The organism is Polycyclovorans algicola TG408, from assembly GCF_000711245.1.
GTDB classification, from domain to species: domain Bacteria; phylum Pseudomonadota; class Gammaproteobacteria; order Nevskiales; family Nevskiaceae; genus Polycyclovorans; species Polycyclovorans algicola.
Window position 1 is genome coordinate 3,255,464 of sequence record NZ_JOMH01000001.1, and the last position, 15,900, is coordinate 3,271,363.

The window sequence follows — 15,900 nt, forward strand, 5'->3', positions numbered from 1 at the left end:
TGTCTGCGCCAAGACCCGCGACCCGCCTGATGCGGCGACACTTTTCAGATGACCGTATCGACCGATCCGCTTTGACGGAATTGACCGGGAGAAATTCCCATCCACTTGATGAACGCGCGATGGAAGGCGCTGGGTTCGGCAAAGCCGAGGCTTTCGGCGATCTCCGGCAAGCTGCGCCGGGTTTGCTGCAACTGGCGGATGGCCATGTCACGACGAATGCCGTCCTTGATCAGGCGAAACGAGGTGCCCTCGGCATCCAGCCGTCGCCGCAGGGTGGACACGCTGATACCCAACTCCTCGGCAAAATCTTCCTGCTGCATCAGCAGACCCTGCGCCCGCGATTTCAGCGCGTGACGCAGCCGTACGCCAAGGCTGCGCGGGTTGCGGTACTTGACCACCATGTTGGTCGGCGCGCCGCGCAAGAACTCACGCAGGGTGCGCTCGGTTTGCACCACCGGCGCACGCAGGTCCGATGCGGGAAAACTGAAGGCAGTGACCGGGGCATTGAAGGTGACGTTGCCGGCATAGATGCGGCTGTACTCGTCGGCCCAGGAGGGCGCCGGGTAAGCAAAGGCGGCGTGTTGCAGGGTGACGCGCCGGTCCACCAGCCAGCAGATCAGGCCCTGCAGCAGAATCAGCAGGGTTTCGTGGGCAAACACCGGTACCGGATTGCGGCGATCAGTCAGGGTGATGATGGCCACGCCGCCGCGTTCTTCCAGCCTGGGATGCACATCGTCGAGCAACAGATTGAACAGCCGCAGCGCACGTTGCAGCGCCTGCTTGAGGTTGCGGACGTGCAGTGACAACTCGCAGATGGTGGCAAAGCTGCCGGGTTTGATGCGGCGGCCGTCCTGACCGAAAAACTCGTCGCCGAGTGTTGCCGCCACCGCACGCCACAACCGACCAAAGGCTGCGGCGCTGACCCGCTCGCCCGGCAGCGACAGGCGTTGGGGGGCAATACCCGCCGCGATGAGCAAGGCTTCGGTATCGCCGCCCAGGGCTTTTACGCCGTCCAGCGCCTCCCTGACGAAGGCCATCGAGATACTGTCGCGTTCCATGGCGGGTAGACTGCCGCAAGCCGCCAGACCCTTGCAACTTCGCTCAGGTATCACAGGCCCTTCGGGCATCGGCAACCAAGGCGTGATGACCTAGGATGCCAGGTCGTTACCCCCCGTACGCGCCTGCCGGAGCACCTGCCATGAACAACCCTGCCGCCTTCAAGAAGCCCGAGCCCTACAAGGCCAAGCACAAGATCCGCCTGGTGACGGCGACGGCGCTGTTCGACGGCCACGACGCCTCGATCAACATCATGCGCCGCATTCTGCAGGCCTCCGGCGCCGAAGTGGTGCATCTGGGCCACAACCGCTCGGCCGCAGAAATTGCCAACGCCGCCTTGCAGGAAGACGCGCAAGCCATTGCCATCACCTCGTACCAGGGCGGCCACACCGAGTTCTTCAAATACATGGTGGACCTGCTGCGCGAAAACGGCGGCGAGAAAATCAAGGTCTACGGCGGCGGCGGCGGCGTGATCGTGCCGACCGAAACCAAGGAACTGATGGACTACGGCGTGGCGCGCATCTACTCGCCCGACGACGGCGCCACGCTGGGCCTGCAGGGCATGATCGACGATCTGATCAAGGGCGCCGACTACGACGTGACCGCAGCCGCGCCCAAGGCCGACAAGGTGATCGAAGCGCTGCAAAGCGGCGACCGCCGGCAACTGGCACAAGTGATCAGCGGCATCGAAAACGGTCACTACTCCGAGAAGCTGCGCGCCGAGCTGCGCAAGGCGGCCGACAAGGTCACCACGCCGCGTCTCGGCATTACCGGCACTGGCGGCGCGGGCAAATCGTCGCTGACCGACGAGCTGGTGCTGCGTCTGCGGCTGGATCAGCACGACAAGCCCAAGGTGGGGATCATCTCCATCGATCCGTCGCGCAAGCGCACCGGCGGCGCGCTGCTGGGCGACCGCATTCGCATGAACGCCATCGACACGCCCAACGTCTACATGCGCTCGCTGGCGACGCGCGACACCGGCAGTGAGCTGTCGGCCGCGCTGCCCGACGTGATCGCCGCCTGCAAGCTGTCAGGCTTTGACCTGATCATCGTCGAGACCTCGGGCATCGGTCAGGGCGACGCCGCCATCGTGCCGTTTGTCGACACTTCGCTGTATGTGATGACGCCCGAGTTTGGCGCCGCCTCGCAGCTGGAAAAGATCGACATGATCGATTTCGCCGACTTCATCGCGCTCAACAAGTTTGATCGCAAAGGCGCCGAAGACGCCTTGCGCGACGTGCGCAAGCAGTACCAGCGCAACCGTGAGCGCTTCGGCGAGTCACCCGACAAGATGCCGGTGTTCGGCACCATGGCCTCGCGCTTCAATGACGACGGCGTCACCGCGCTCTATCAGGCGATCCTGCCGGTGCTGGTGGACAAAGGCTTCAAGCCCGAAAAATCCTTCCTCAAGCCGGTGGCCGTGAGTTGCTCATCCAGCCGCCAGGCGGTGGTCCCGCCCGATCGCGTGCGTTATCTCGCCGAGATCGCCGAAACCATTCGTGGCTATCACAAGGATGTCGACACGCAGGTGCAGATCGCCCGTGAGCGCCAGGCACTGCGCATCAGCCACGATCTGCTCAAGGACAACAGCGCCGCCACCGCCGCACTGGCGCCGGCGCTGGACGCCAAGGACGGCGAGTTTCTGCCCGCCCCGCGCAAGCTGCTCAGCGGCTGGCCGGAGATCGTCACGCAGTACAGCGGTGACCAACACATCACCAAGGTGCGTGACAAAGAGCTCACCACCATCCTCACCACCGAGTCGCTGGCCGGCACCAAGGTGCGCAAGGTCGCCCTGCCCCGCTTCGGCGACGACGGCGAACTGCTGCGCTTCCTGATGAAGGAACACCTGCCGGGGTACTTCCCGTTCACCGCCGGGGTGTTTCCATTCAAGCGCGAAGGCGAAGACCCCACCCGCATGTTCGCCGGTGAAGGCGATGCCTTCCGCACCAACCGCCGCTTCAAGCGCCTGTCGGACGGCATGCCCGCGCACCGCCTTTCCACCGCGTTTGACTCGGTGACGCTCTACGGCTGGGACCCGGCCGAACGCCCCGACATCTACGGCAAGATCGGCAACTCCGGCGTGTCGATCTGCACCCTCGAAGACATGAAAGTGCTCTACGACGGCTTTGACCTGTGCGCGCCCAGCACCTCGGTGAGCATGACCATCAACGGTCCGGCGCCGATGATTCTGGCGATGTTCATGAACACCGCCATCGACCAGCAGGTTGACAAGTTCACTGCCGAAAAGGGCCGTGCGCCCAACGCCGACGAGCATGCGCAGATCAGGGCGTTCACGCTGGCCAACGTGCGCGGCACGGTGCAGGCCGACATCCTGAAAGAGGACCAGGGCCAGAACACCTGCATCTTCAGCACCGAATTCGCGCTGAAAATGATGGGCGACATCCAGCAGTATTTCGTCGACCAGAAGGTGCGCAACTTCTACTCGGTGTCGATCTCGGGTTATCACATCGCCGAAGCCGGGGCCAACCCGATTTCGCAGTTGGCGTTCACGCTGGCCAACGGCTTCACCTATGTCGAAAGCTATCTCGCACGCGGCATGCACATCGACGAATTCGCGCCCAACCTGAGCTTCTTCTTCAGTAACGGCATGGACCCGGAATACTCGGTGATCGGCCGCGTCGCCCGGCGCATCTGGGCGGTGGCGATGAAGAACAAGTACGGCGGCAACGAGCGCAGCCAGAAGCTCAAGTACCACGTGCAGACCTCGGGCCGCTCGCTGCACGCCCAGGAAATGGACTTCAACGACATCCGCACCACTTTGCAGGCGCTGATCGCCATCAACGACAACTGCAACTCACTGCACACCAACGCCTACGACGAGGCGATCACCACGCCCACCGAAGAATCGGTGCGCCGTGCCATGGCGATCCAGCTGATCATCAACCGCGAGTTCGGCCTCGCCAAAAACGAGAACGGCCTGCAGGGCAGCTTCATCATCGACGAACTGACCGATCTGGTCGAAGAGGCCGTGCTGCGCGAATTTGAAGCCATCGCCAACCGTGGCGGCGTGCTCGGCGCCATGGAAACCGGCTACCAGCGCGGCAAGATTCAAGACGAATCGATGCTTTACGAGCACAAGAAGCACGACGGCTCGCTGCCCCTGATCGGCGTCAACACCTTCCGCAACCCCAAGGGTGATGGTGATGCCTTCGAGATTGAACTGGCGCGCTCCACCGACGACGAGAAAAAGAGCCAGATCGAACGTCTGAAGGCCTTCCAGAAGCGCAACGCGAAAGAAGGCAAGGCCCAGCTCGCCCGGCTGCGCATGGCCGTGATTGAGGAGCACAACACCTTTGAAGTGCTGATGGACGCGGTGCGCGTCTGCTCGCTGGGCGACATCACCCATACGTTGTACGAGGTGGGGGGGCGTTACCGGCGCAATATGTAAACACGGGTCGCGCCCGGTGTAACGGGATAACTTCCCCAACGCCGGATGGGCTGTCAGCGACTTCCGTGCGCGCGGAAAGGTCGGGCTCTTGTCCGATGTGGCCAAGCTGCCGTCGCGCTGCTGGCCGCCGCGCTGGTCGCAGAAACACTGCCGGGCGTCTGACCGTTGTCCGGCATGGCAATGCGGCGATATCTCTCTCCGTCAATCCGGCAGGCAATCTGCCGAACCACGGTTTCGCGGCATCCGAGCTCGGTCGCCACGATGCGGCAACTTGCCCTTCCTGAACTTCGACAACTGCCGTGTCGATGTCTCAGCAAAGCGAGACTGACGCCGGCCGTGCCCGACCGATGCCGACGCCGCACGCGCCAGCCGGTGAGTGCGGCGTGCCTCTCGTCGGTCTACGGCGTCGTGGTGACGATCTACCCCATCGGGGCGCTATTTGCTTCGGGCGGCCGTGGGGGTGGGGAGAACCCCACCCGGCAGTAGCTGCTGCTTTAGGCCTCGAAGCCACACTGTTGGTCGAAGGCTTTGAGGTCGGCTTCGGTGTAGGTCTGCCCATCAACCGTCAAGCTGCCGTCTGCCTGAAAGACCACGGCCAGCGGGGCACCGCCGTCAACGGTGATGTTCATCTCGCCGCCCGTAATGCGCTCTTCCTGCCCGTTGAAATTTTCGAAGACAAGGTCTTCGACAGTTTCGTAGTCAGCGGAAAACGCACAGGGTGTGCCGGTCACATCAACACCCAACAGGCCATTCAGATCTGCGGTGAAGGTGCTGCCGCTGAGCGTTCCGACCAACTGCAGTGGGCTGGCGCTGCCTTCACCGACGTTCAGCTCAAACGCCTGCCCGTCAAACAGAAAGCGCGCTTGCAGATAGACCACCTGTTCGATCGTGCCGCCGGATTGCGGCGCAGAGCAGCCATCACAAACCTCAACCAAACCACGCATGTCGATCTCGCTGACGAAATCTGGGCTGCTTGAGCGACTGCTGTAGGTATCGCTACCGTCAGGGTCGTCGCTGGGGCCGCTGGTCCGCAGGTACAGTACGGCGCCACCCTCGACTTCACCCACTTCAACGATCCCGTTTTGGCTGAGGGAAAACTGTGCTTCGGGAATCACTTCCTCACAGTTGTCAGCGACAACACGCTGGGTCGCGATGGACCCGGCGAACAACGACTCGGCAGTGCTCGCAGTTTCGGTGATACTCCCTCCGCTTGAGCAGGCTTGGGTGTTCTTGGCTTCGACGCGCATCTGCTGCATGGCTTTGGCGGCCGCTCTGCTGAAACTGGCCGCCTGGGGATCGTTCTGCTCACCAGCCTGCCCGGCCAACTCACTCGAATCCAGCGCAAAATAAACGCCGCTAAAGCCGGCCGCGGCCGCTTTGTCGGTGACGCTCAACGCACTACCGCCACCGCCGCCACCGCCACTGCCGCCGCACGCTGCGAGCGCCAATGCCGAAATGATCGCGGCATGTGCCGGGGAAGCGAACCGGACTACGTGATTGAAATCCATGGTACTGACCTCTTTGAAGGCGAATTGACCCGAGAATGGGGAGGCCGAAGCTTAGTAATCATCACGCTGGTGAACTGTCAGCATTTCATATGACAGGTCACGCCAAGGCACCGGTGATCCGCTAGCCTGTGCGAAATGAATCTCGTCCCGCCGTTTTCGCGCGATTAATTCAAGAGGCGCTCAATGAACGACCTGACCGCTGGGTGCTGGATACTGCACAGTACAAACGGCGCCAACCGTCGTGGTTGTTCAAGCCTCCGGGCACCCCCTAATGAGTGATGCAATCCGCTTGATGGTGGTCGAGGACGACCCGCAGATGCAGTCGCGCTTTCAGCGCGCCTTCGAGGCCTCGTCGGCTGTCGCAGTCGTCGCCTGGGCCGCGACCGCTGCCGACGCGCTGGCGCTGCTCGACGAGACGACGCCCGACGTGCTGCTGGTGGATCTGGGACTACCCGATGCGAGCGGCATTACCGTCATTCGCCGCGCCAAAACCCTGCACCCCTGCTGCGAGATCATGGTGGTCAGCGTCTTCGGCGATCAGCGCAATGTGCTGGCGAGTATCGAAGCCGGCGCCAGCGGTTATCTGCTTAAAGATGACACCGCCGACGACTTCGTTGAACGCATCATCGAGTTGCGCGATGGCGGTTCACCAATCACGCCGATCATCGCCCGCCAATTGTTGGTGCGTCTGCAACCCCCCACACCGGGTCCGGAAGACCCGACGACCTCCTTGTCCGACCGCGAACGCGAAGTGCTCAATCTGCTGGCCAAGGGTTTCGCGTACCAGGAAATTGCCGAACTGCTGGGTATTTCGACCCACACGGTCCGCACTTACGTGCGGCGTCTTTACGAGAAGCTGCAGGTCACCTCGCGGGGCCAAGCCGTTTTTGAAGCGCAGCGCATGCACCTGCTGCCGCATTGAGCGTCAGCGTGGCAGCGGCGTGGCGAATGTGGCTGGGGGTAGGACTGCTGGCCAGCGGGGTCGGCGCCTCGCAGGCCAATGTTGATGCCCTAGGCAACGGCAAGGTGATGATGTTCGACCAAGCGGAGTGGACCGTCAGCCCGGCTGGCACACTGCCGGCGGCGAACGCCGACTGGCAAACGGTCAGGTTGCCTGACTCGACCGCGCACGCACGCCACGACGGCGCGCATTCCGACGTCCGTCCGCCGCTTGGTGAAGCGCCGCTGCACTGGTATCGCTTCGAGATTGAAATTGAATCGGTGCCACAGCAAGGTCTCGCGGTCTACCTGCCCTGCGTGGCCGACCGCAAGCGGGTCTGGGTGAACGGCGAGAAGATCATGCGCAGCTTCGTCAACGTGGACCGCATCGAGCACGCTTGGAACCGTCCGCTGCTGGTCAATATTCCGGCACTGGCCCTGCAGCCTGGCCGTAACCAGATCCTGTTCGGTCTCGACGCGCCGTGGACACAGGTCATCAACATGTCGCGGCTGCGCGTAGGGCCGCTGCACATGTTGCAGCCGGCCTACGACCGTCAGCACCGTTTGCGGGTCAGCGCACCCGCGGCCAGCACCTGGATGCTGGCGGGCCTTTGCGTGTTTTCCATCGGTATCTGGTGGGTGCGTAAGGATGAGCCGCTGCATCTGCTGTTGGGGCTGGGCGCCGGCATGTTCTCGCTGCGCATGCTGCATTACCACGTCGACGGCCCACTGTACTCACCGGCACTGTTCTGGTGGGTGGCCATTGCGTCACTGACTTGGGCCATGGTGTTTCTGTTCTTCTTTGCGTTTCGTTACTACAAGCTTCGACACGCCGTGGTCGAGCGACTGCTACTGCTTGCGGCGATTGCGGTCACGCTGCTCCTGTTGCCGGGTATCGGGTTTGATGCGTACGAGCACGCGTCGCTGGCCTACTGGGTGATGGCGCCGGTGTCGGTCGCCTCGGCAGGGCTGCTTTTCCAGCGGGCATGGCGAACGCGCGGTCTGCCGGAACTGCTGCTGGCGTCAGGCTACGGCGTGACGGTGGTGATCAGCGTTTATGACCTTGCCATCATCACCCGCGTGCTGAGTATCGAGCGCGCCTATCTGATGCCGGTGGGCGCCTCGATTCTGTTCCTGTGTTTTTCACTGGCGCTGGCGGCGCGGTACGTGGAATCGCTGGGCGTGATCAAACAGATGAACCGGATCCTCGAAATGCGCGTCCAGGAACGGCAGGCGACCCTGGAGGCCAGCTTTGAGTGGCTCCGCCAGCTGTCGCAGGAATCGGTATTGGCCGACGAGCGGCAGCGGCTGATGCGGGAGATTCATGACGGCATCGGCGCCAACCTGGTCACCACCCTGGCCGCCGTCGAGCGCCGTGGCGAGCCCGACGACACCGCCGCAGTCGCCTTACGTCATGCCATTGCCGACCTGAAACTCACGGTCGATTCGCTGGAGCCGGTCGATGGCGATCTGTTGAGCCTGCTCGGCAACTTGCGCTACCGGCTGACACCACAACTGAAGCAGGCGGGGATCACCGTTGCCTGGGACGTCACCGCCCTGCCAGCCCTGACCTGGCTGCGCGCGCCCCAGGCCTTGCACGTGCTGCGCATTGCGCAAGAGGCGTTCAGCAATGTAATCCAGCACTCCGGCGCATCGCGGGTCAGCGTCTCCACCGATACGGGCACCTCGCCGGAGGGCCTCGCCGGCGTCTGTGTGCGCATCGCCGATGATGGTCGGGGGCTTCCACCGCTGGACACGCTGGCGCCGGACGGCGGCCGCGGCCTCTCGAACATGAAATGGCGTGCAAAAGCCCTGGGCGGACAACTCCGCATCGAACCGAACACGCCGCACGGCACGACAGTCGCGCTGTGGCTGCCCCTGGGTGCGACGGAGGCTGTTCCCGAGTCGGGCTAACCGGGTCGTCGGCAGCCACGAAAAAGGCCGCTGAAATCAGCGGCCTTTTTTGACTTCTTATCCCAGCAATCCTACCGCGCGACACGCCTGACTCAAGCGATCACGCGACAGCGATTTCTCAGTGAAACTGCTCTTCTTCCGTCGAGCCGCTGAGGGCCTTGACCGATGACGAACCGCCCTGGATGACGGTGGTGACGTCGTCGAAGTAACCGGCGCCGACTTCCTGCTGGTGCGACACGAAGGTGTAGCCCTTTTCGCGTGCGGCGAATTCGGGTTCCTGCACCATTTCGGTGTAGTGCTTCATGCCTTCACCGCGGGCATAGGCATGCGCAAACTGGAAGGTGTTGTACCAGTTGACGTGGATGCCGGCCAGGGTGATGAACTGGTACTTGTAGCCCAGCGCCGACAGGTCTTCCTGGAAGGAGGCGATCTGCTTGTCGTTGAGGTTCTTCTTCCAGTTGAACGACGGCGAGCAGTTGTAGCTCAACAGCTTGCCGGGGTTCTCTTTGAGCACAGCCTGGGCGAATTCACGGGCAAAGCCGATGTCGGGTACGCCGGTTTCGCACCACACGAGGTCGGCATACGGGGCGTATGCGACGCCGCGGCTGATGGCCTGTTCGAGACCGTTCTTGACGCGGTAGAAGCCTTCCTGGGTGCGCTCACCGGTGAGGAACGGCTTGTCGTTGGCATCATGATCGGAGGTGATCAGGTTGGCCGCTTCGGCATCGGTACGGGCGAGCACGATGGTCGGCACGCCCATGACGTCGGCGGCAAAACGCGCAGCGGTCAGCTTTTCGCAGGCTTCGGCGGTCGGCACCAACACCTTGCCGCCCATGTGACCGCACTTCTTCACAGCGGCGAGCTGGTCTTCGAAGTGCACACCGGCAGCGCCGGCGGTGATCATGTTCTTCATCAGTTCGAACGCGTTCAACACGCCGCCGAAACCGGCTTCAGCGTCGGCCACGACCGGCAGGAAGTAGTCGACGAATTCCTTGTCGCCGACGTTGATGCCGCGGCCCCACTGGATTTCGTCAGCGCGCTTGAAGGTGTTGTTGATGCGGCGAACCATGGTCGGAACCGAGTCGTACGCGTACAGCGACTGGTCGGGGTACATGGTTTCGCTGGTGTTGCCGTCGGCAGCAACCTGCCAGCCGGAGAGGTACACGGCTTCGAGGCCGGCCTTCGCCTGCTGCATGGCCTGACCGGCGGTGATTGCGCCGAACGCGTTCACATAGCCCTTCTTGGCTTCGCCATTAACGAGCTTCCAGAGCTTCTCGGCGCCGCGCTTGGCGAGCGTGTGCTCGACGTTCAGGCTACCGCGCAGACGCACAACGTCGGCGGCGCTGTAATTGCGCTTTACGTTTTTCCAGCGGGGGTTCGTTGCCCAGTCTTGTTCAAGGGCTTTGATCTGCTCGTCACGGGTCATGTTCAACCGTTCCTGTGGGTGAAAGTGAGGGGTTCGCCTGCAATCCGGAATCGGCTGAACCGGCTGACCGGACGGGTGGAAACCGCAATACCCGACCCTCGGTCACCACGTTCAGCAGACCCCGACCCGGCAAGCGTGCCGGGACATTTGATCAATGCGCGGGGTCGCTGCCGGCCTGTCAGCCAGCCGCCTGCGCGACTGGCACGACAAAGTCGAACATTATAGCCGGTTACTGCACTGCAACACTACGACCGGAGGACCAGGGCCTATCAAATGGCGATCTTCAGCGTCTGTGGACCGGCGAGGCCGCGACCACGATGCCGTCGGCGTCAGCGTAGAGCCACGCGCCCGACTCGAAGCGCACCCCGGCAAATTCAACGGTGCGGTCCACATGCCCGGTGTGCAGGCCTTTCTCGCTTTTGCGCGGGTGCGTGGCCAAGGCCTTGATACCCACTTCCTGCTCGGCCAGCTCTTCGCTGTCGCGCACGCAGCCGTTGACGACGAGTCCGGCCCAGTCGTTCTTCTCGGCCAGCGCGCCGATGTTGCCGCCCACCAGCGCGCAACGCAGCGAGCCGCCGCCGTCCACCACCAACACCTGTCCGCCGCCCGGCTGCTCCAGCGTGCTGCGCACCAGGGCATTGTCTTCAAACACCTTCAGGGTTTTGATGGGTCCGGCGAAGGCGATGGCGCCGCCAAAGTCGAGGAAGATCGGTTCACAGACCTGAAGGCCGGGATGGTCATCGCAAAGGTCGGTGGTGGCAAAAGCGGTCATGGCGAAGCTCCAAAAGTCGGGTTCAGTCGAGCCGGTCAAAAGGCTGACGCGTGAGGATGGGAACGGCCAACGCGTACACGCCCAGACCGATGAACGCAATCAAGGTCCAGCCCGGCAGGCTGATGCCCAGCCACGCCGCGTCGATGACCGCGCAATTGCCGTCGCCGCGCAGCACCGTGCCCAGCACCTCGGCCAGCGGCATCACGTCCATCAGGTAATCCAGCGTTGGTCCGCAGGCCGGAACCTGGTCGGCGGGCAATGATTGCAGCCACACATGGCGACCGGCAATGAACGCCCCGGCAGCGGCCATGAGCACGGTCAGCAGCGCGTACACACTGCGGGCGCCGCCCCCTCGTGGGCCGTGCAGCGCGGCCAGTAGAAACATCAAGCCCGCTGCCAGCATGGCAACCCGCTGAAAGATGCACATGGGGCAAGGTTCCAACCCCTGAAAGTGCTCCAGATAAAGCGCAAAGCCCAGGCCCGCAACGCAGGCCAGCGCACCGAGAAACTGCATTGGCCGGTAGGCGTGCCTCATGCCGCCACCACCGGAATGTTGCCGATGCGGCCCTGCCACAGCTTGGGGCCGGTTTCGTGCACCGACTCACCGGTGGCATCCACTGCCACGGTCACCGGCATGTCCTGCACGTCGAATTCGTAAATGGCTTCCATCCCCAAATCCTCAAAGCCCACGACTTTGGCACTGCGGATGGCCTTGGCGACCAGATAAGCCGCACCGCCCACGGCCATCAGATACGCGCTGCGGTGCTTCTTGATCGACTCGATGGCCGTCGGTCCGCGCTCGGCCTTGCCGACCATGGCGATCAGCCCGGTCTGGCCCAGCATGGTCTCGGTGAACTTGTCCATGCGCGTGGCCGTGGTCGGGCCGGCCGGGCCCACCACCTCGTCGCGCACCGGGTCGACCGGCCCGACGTAATAGATGACCCGGTTGGTGAAATCGACCGGCAGCTTCTGGCCCTTGGCCAACATGTCGGCGATGCGCTTGTGGGCCGCGTCGCGACCGGTGAGCATCTTGCCGTTGAGCAGCAGGGTTTGGCCGGGCGTCCAGCTCGCCACCTCATTCTGCGTGAGCGTGTCGAGATTGACGCGGGTCGAGGTTTCGAGGTCGGCCTTCCAGGTGATCTGCGGCCAGTCTTCAAGACGCGGCACGGGCAACTCGGCCGGACCATCGCCGTGCAGATGAAAGTGCACATGGCGCGTCGCCGCACAGTTGGGAATCATCGCCACTGGCAGGTTGGCGGCGTGGGTCGGGCAATCAAGGACTTTCACGTCGACCACGGTGGTCAGGCCGCCGAGCCCCTGCGCGCCAATGCCAAGGCCATTGACCTTGTCGAACAACTCCAGGCGAAGTTCTTCGGCGCGGTTGGCGGGGCCGCGTTCAATCAGCTCATGAATATCGACCGGGGCCATCAGCGATTCCTTGGCCATCAACATCGCCTTCTCGGGCGTGCCACCAATGCCGATGCCGAGAATGCCCGGCGGACACCAGCCCGCGCCCATGGTCGGTACGGTCTTCACGATCCAGTCGACGATGGAGTCAGACGGATTCAGCATCGCCATCTTGGCCTTGGCCTCGGAGCCGCCGCCCTTGGCCGCGCAGATCACTTCAAGGCCATCACCTGCCACGATCTCGGTGTGGATGACGGCGGGCGTGTTGTCCTGGGTGTTCTTGCGCGCACCTGCCGGGTCGGCCAGCACCGAGGCGCGCAGCTTGTTATCAACATTGTTGTAGGCGCGGCGCACGCCTTCGTTGACCATGTCGGTGACGCTCAGTGTGGCGTCCCAGCGCAGGTGCATGCCGACCTTCAGAAACACCGTGGCAATGCCGGTGTCCTGGCAGATCGGCCGTCGCCCTTCGGCGCTCATCCGCGAGTTGGTCAGAATCTGCGCGATGGCATCTTTGGCGGCCGGACTTTCCTCCCGCTCCCAGGCTTTGCCCAGCGCCTGAATGTAATCCAGCGGGTGATAGCAACTGATGTACTGAAACGCGTCTTCGATGGACTGGATGAAGTCAGCCTGGCGGATGGTGGTCATCGACTGGGGAGCTTGCTTGAAAATCGGGCGGCCAGTGTACCGAGAGCGTCCTCCCCGCCGCTAATCCGCAGGCTTGTCTGCCGGTCGGATCAGCCCTGCCGGGTCCAGCAGACGACTCAACTCTTCGCGCGAGAGGCCGGTGTCTTCTTCAGCCACATCGAGTACCGGGCGTCCCTCCGCATAAGCCCGCTTTGCAATACGGCTGCCGGCCTCGTAGCCAATGCGTGAATTGAGCGCGGTAACCAGAATCGGATTGCACCGCAGCGCATCGGCCAGCCGCGCCTGGTTGACGGTGAACCGGGCGATGGCCTGCGCGCCAAGCTGCTGGCAGGCCGCGCTGAGCAAGGTCAGGCTGTTGAGCACGCTGTGAATGGCCACCGGCCACATGACATTGAGTTGAAAGTTGCCGGACTGCGCGGCGATGGTCACGGTGGCATCGTTGCCAATCACCCGGGCGCAGACCATGCACACCGCCTCGGGAATCACCGGGTTCACTTTGCCGGGCATGATGCTGGACCCCGCCTGCAAGGCAGGCAGGGCAATCTCGCCCAGTCCCGCCAGCGGCCCGCTGTTCATCCAGCGCAGGTCGTTGGCAACCTTCATCAGGCTGCCCGCCAGCACCTTGAGCTGGCCCGACAGCTCGGCCAGCGTGTCGACGCTGGCCAGCGCTTCGAAGTAATTCTCGGCTGGGCGAAACGCCAGGCCGTAGCGTTGTTGCAGCGCGGCGCACACGCCGTCGGCAAAGCCTGGCGGCGTATTGAGCCCGGTGCCCACCGCCGTGCCGCCCACGGCCAACCGGTGCAGACGCACCTGCACCGCGCCCAATCGTGCTTCGGCGCTCGCCACCTGCTGGGCCCAGCCGGACAACTCCTGCCCCAGACTGACCGGCATGGCGTCCATCAAGTGGGTGCGACCGGTCTTGATCGTGTCGCCCAGCTCATCCACACGCGATTGAATCACCGCGCGCAAACCGGACAGCGCCGGCAGCAGTTGGGTGTCGAGCATGACTGCTGCCGCGACGTGCGCCGTAGTGGGAATGATGTCGTTCGACGACTGGCTGGCATTGACGTGGTCATTGGGATGCACCGACTGCCCCAGCGCGCGGCTGGCCAACGCAGCAATGACCTCGTTGGCGTTCATGTTGGTCGAGGTGCCCGACCCCGTCTGAAACACATCAACCGGAAACTGGTCGGCGTGCTCGCCGGCGGCGATAGCGTCCGCCACGGCAATGACGGCGTCGGCCACCTCGGACGCCAATACGGCGCGGTCTCGGTTGGCGCCCGCCGCAGCGGCCTTGACCGCCGCCAGCGCGCGGATGAAGGCGGGGTGCATGCGCTCGCCCGAAATTGGAAAGTTTTCGACGGCCAGTTGTGTCTGGGAGCCCCAAAGGGTCGCGGTGCCGGTCATGACTGTCCTTGACGTTAAAATGGTGACCAGACTACCAAGCGTGCCCCCATGAACCTGACGTCACTTTCGGCCATTTCCCCCATTGATGGCCGCTATGCGGTTAAAACCGTTGCCCTGCGCGCCATTTTTTCGGAGTACGGCCTGATCCGCTACCGGGTCATGAGTGAGGTGCGCTGGCTGCAGGCACTGGCGGCGCACCCCGGCATTCCGGAAGTCCCGGCACTGTCGCCCGCCGCCGTGGCCAAGCTCGACACCCTGGTCGACAACTTCAACATCGATGACGCGCAGCGGGTCAAAACGATTGAAGAGACCACCAACCACGACGTGAAAGCCGTCGAATACTTCCTCAAGGAAAAAGTGGCTTCACAGCCCGAGCTGGCCGCGATCAAGGAATTCATCCACTTCGCCTGTACCTCGGAAGACATCAACAACCTCGCTCACGCGCTCATGCTGCGTGACGCCCGCAAGCAGGTGCTGCTGCCGCTGATCGACCGTACGCTCAAGGCCTTCGAGGCACTTGCACGCAGCTATTCAGAACAACCGATGCTCTCGCGCACTCACGGCCAACCGGCGTCGCCGACGACTTTGGGTAAAGAGATGGTGATCTTCAAAGCACGCCTGGCTCGGCAGCGTGAGCAGCTCGCCGCCGTGCCACTGCTGGCCAAAATGAATGGCGCAGTGGGCAATTACAACGCCCACCTCGCCGCGTATCCCGAGGTCGACTGGGCAGCGTTTTCTGCCGGTGTGATTGGTGGCCTTGGGCTCACCCCCAGTCCGGCCACCACCCAGATCGAGCCACACGATTACATCGCCGAGTACTTCCATGCGCTGACGCGCGCCAACACCATCTTGGTCGACTTCGCTCGGGATGTCTGGGGTTACATCTCGCTGGGCTACTTCAAGCAACGCACCGTCGCTGGCGAAGTTGGCAGTTCGACCATGCCGCACAAGGTCAACCCCATCGACTTCGAAAACGCCGAGGGCAACTTCGGCATGGGCAACGCGGTGCTGACCTTCCTCGCCGAAAAACTACCGGTGTCCCGCTGGCAGCGCGACCTCACCGACTCGACCACCTTGCGCAACCTCGGCGTCGGCATTGCCCACACGGTCGTCGGCTATGAGTCCCTGTTGAAGGGGATTGGCAAGCTCGAGGCCGACGCGTGGCGCATGGGGCAAGACCTTGACCAGAACTGGGAGGTGCTGGGCGAGGCCATCCAGACGGTCATGCGCCGGTATGGCCTGCCAGAGCCTTACGAGCAGCTCAAGCGCCTGACCCGCGGCACAAGGTTGGGTCGCGACGCACTGCGCGGCTTTATCCAGACGCTGGATCTGCCCGATGCCGAGAAAGCGCGCCTGATGGCCATGACCCCAGGCGACTATGTGGGCAATGCCAAGGAGCAGGCGGAAAATCTCTAAG

General features: G+C 63.3%; 11 protein-coding genes. 4 read left to right on the plus strand and 7 right to left on the minus strand.

Going from position 1 to position 15,900, the window contains the following annotated elements; all coding sequences use genetic code 11:
* Positions 1 to 44 precede the first annotated feature (44 nt).
* Positions 45 to 1,058, minus strand: a complete 1,014-nt coding sequence (locus tag U741_RS0115535; protein ID WP_029891364.1) for an AraC family transcriptional regulator — start codon at positions 1,056 to 1,058, stop codon at positions 45 to 47.
* Between the two features lie 140 nt (positions 1,059 to 1,198).
* Between U741_RS0115535 and icmF the strand changes: the two genes are divergently transcribed.
* Positions 1,199 to 4,465 (plus strand): fused isobutyryl-CoA mutase/GTPase IcmF, encoded by a 3,267-nt coding sequence (gene icmF / locus U741_RS0115540; RefSeq protein ID WP_029891365.1) that lies wholly within the window; start codon positions 1,199 to 1,201, stop codon positions 4,463 to 4,465.
* A gap of 494 nt (positions 4,466 to 4,959) precedes the next feature.
* Here icmF and U741_RS0115545 read toward each other — a convergent pair whose 3' ends face one another.
* Positions 4,960 to 5,973 (minus strand): hypothetical protein, encoded by a 1,014-nt coding sequence (locus U741_RS0115545; protein WP_029891366.1) that lies wholly within the window; start codon positions 5,971 to 5,973, stop codon positions 4,960 to 4,962.
* A 271-nt stretch (positions 5,974 to 6,244) separates the two neighbouring features.
* Between U741_RS0115545 and U741_RS0115550 the strand changes: the two genes are divergently transcribed.
* The gene (locus tag U741_RS0115550) at positions 6,245 to 6,895 is read left to right on the plus strand and encodes a response regulator transcription factor (RefSeq protein ID WP_029891367.1); all 651 of its coding nucleotides are present in this window, start codon (positions 6,245 to 6,247) and stop codon (positions 6,893 to 6,895) included.
* Positions 6,896 to 6,921: 26 nt separating this feature from the next.
* A complete protein-coding gene (locus tag U741_RS0115555) occupies positions 6,922 to 8,826 on the plus strand; it encodes a sensor histidine kinase (RefSeq protein WP_029891368.1) in 1,905 nt (634 codons plus the stop codon).
* 118 nt (positions 8,827 to 8,944) lie between these two features.
* Here the strand turns inward: U741_RS0115555 and aceA are convergent, their stop codons facing one another.
* From aceA to U741_RS0115580, 5 genes are all read right to left on the minus strand, one after another.
* Positions 8,945 to 10,252, minus strand: coding sequence for an isocitrate lyase (aceA, locus tag U741_RS0115560; protein ID WP_029891369.1), 1,308 nt, complete (start codon positions 10,250 to 10,252; stop codon positions 8,945 to 8,947).
* 283 nt (positions 10,253 to 10,535) lie between these two features.
* The gene (gene rraA / locus U741_RS0115565; RefSeq protein ID WP_029891370.1) at positions 10,536 to 11,024 is read right to left on the minus strand and encodes a ribonuclease E activity regulator RraA; all 489 of its coding nucleotides are present in this window, start codon (positions 11,022 to 11,024) and stop codon (positions 10,536 to 10,538) included.
* Between the two features lie 22 nt (positions 11,025 to 11,046).
* Complete coding sequence (locus tag U741_RS0115570; protein WP_029891371.1) at positions 11,047 to 11,559, minus strand: disulfide bond formation protein B; 513 nt, start codon at positions 11,557 to 11,559, stop codon at positions 11,047 to 11,049.
* Positions 11,556 to 13,076: a fumarate hydratase gene (locus U741_RS0115575; RefSeq protein WP_029891372.1), complete on the minus strand. Its 1,521-nt coding sequence runs from the start codon at positions 13,074 to 13,076 to the stop codon at positions 11,556 to 11,558. Before U741_RS0115575 ends, U741_RS0115570 begins: the two co-directional genes overlap by 4 nt.
* A 60-nt stretch (positions 13,077 to 13,136) precedes the next feature.
* Positions 13,137 to 14,483, minus strand: coding sequence for a class II fumarate hydratase (locus tag U741_RS0115580; protein ID WP_052378895.1), 1,347 nt, complete (start codon positions 14,481 to 14,483; stop codon positions 13,137 to 13,139).
* Between the two features lie 48 nt (positions 14,484 to 14,531).
* Here U741_RS0115580 and purB point away from each other — a divergent pair, with 48 nt between their 5' ends.
* Positions 14,532 to 15,899: an adenylosuccinate lyase gene (purB, locus tag U741_RS0115585; protein WP_029891374.1), complete on the plus strand. Its 1,368-nt coding sequence runs from the start codon at positions 14,532 to 14,534 to the stop codon at positions 15,897 to 15,899.
* Position 15,900: the final 1 nt, after the last annotated feature.

Coding starts and splice junctions, on each gene's coding strand:
- U741_RS0115535 (WP_029891364.1), bottom strand. CDS start 1,058: ATGGAACGCGACAGTATCTCGATGGCCTTCGTCAGGGAGGCGCTGGAC.
- icmF (WP_029891365.1), top strand. CDS start 1,199: ATGAACAACCCTGCCGCCTTCAAGAAGCCCGAGCCCTACAAGGCCAAG.
- U741_RS0115545 (WP_029891366.1), bottom strand. CDS start 5,973: ATGGATTTCAATCACGTAGTCCGGTTCGCTTCCCCGGCACATGCCGCG.
- U741_RS0115550 (WP_029891367.1), top strand. CDS start 6,245: ATGAGTGATGCAATCCGCTTGATGGTGGTCGAGGACGACCCGCAGATG.
- U741_RS0115555 (WP_029891368.1), top strand. CDS start 6,922: ATGTGGCTGGGGGTAGGACTGCTGGCCAGCGGGGTCGGCGCCTCGCAG.
- aceA (WP_029891369.1), bottom strand. CDS start 10,252: ATGACCCGTGACGAGCAGATCAAAGCCCTTGAACAAGACTGGGCAACG.
- rraA (WP_029891370.1), bottom strand. CDS start 11,024: ATGACCGCTTTTGCCACCACCGACCTTTGCGATGACCATCCCGGCCTT.
- U741_RS0115570 (WP_029891371.1), bottom strand. CDS start 11,559: ATGAGGCACGCCTACCGGCCAATGCAGTTTCTCGGTGCGCTGGCCTGC.
- U741_RS0115575 (WP_029891372.1), bottom strand. CDS start 13,076: ATGACCACCATCCGCCAGGCTGACTTCATCCAGTCCATCGAAGACGCG.
- U741_RS0115580 (WP_052378895.1), bottom strand. CDS start 14,483: ATGACCGGCACCGCGACCCTTTGGGGCTCCCAGACACAACTGGCCGTC.
- purB (WP_029891374.1), top strand. CDS start 14,532: ATGAACCTGACGTCACTTTCGGCCATTTCCCCCATTGATGGCCGCTAT.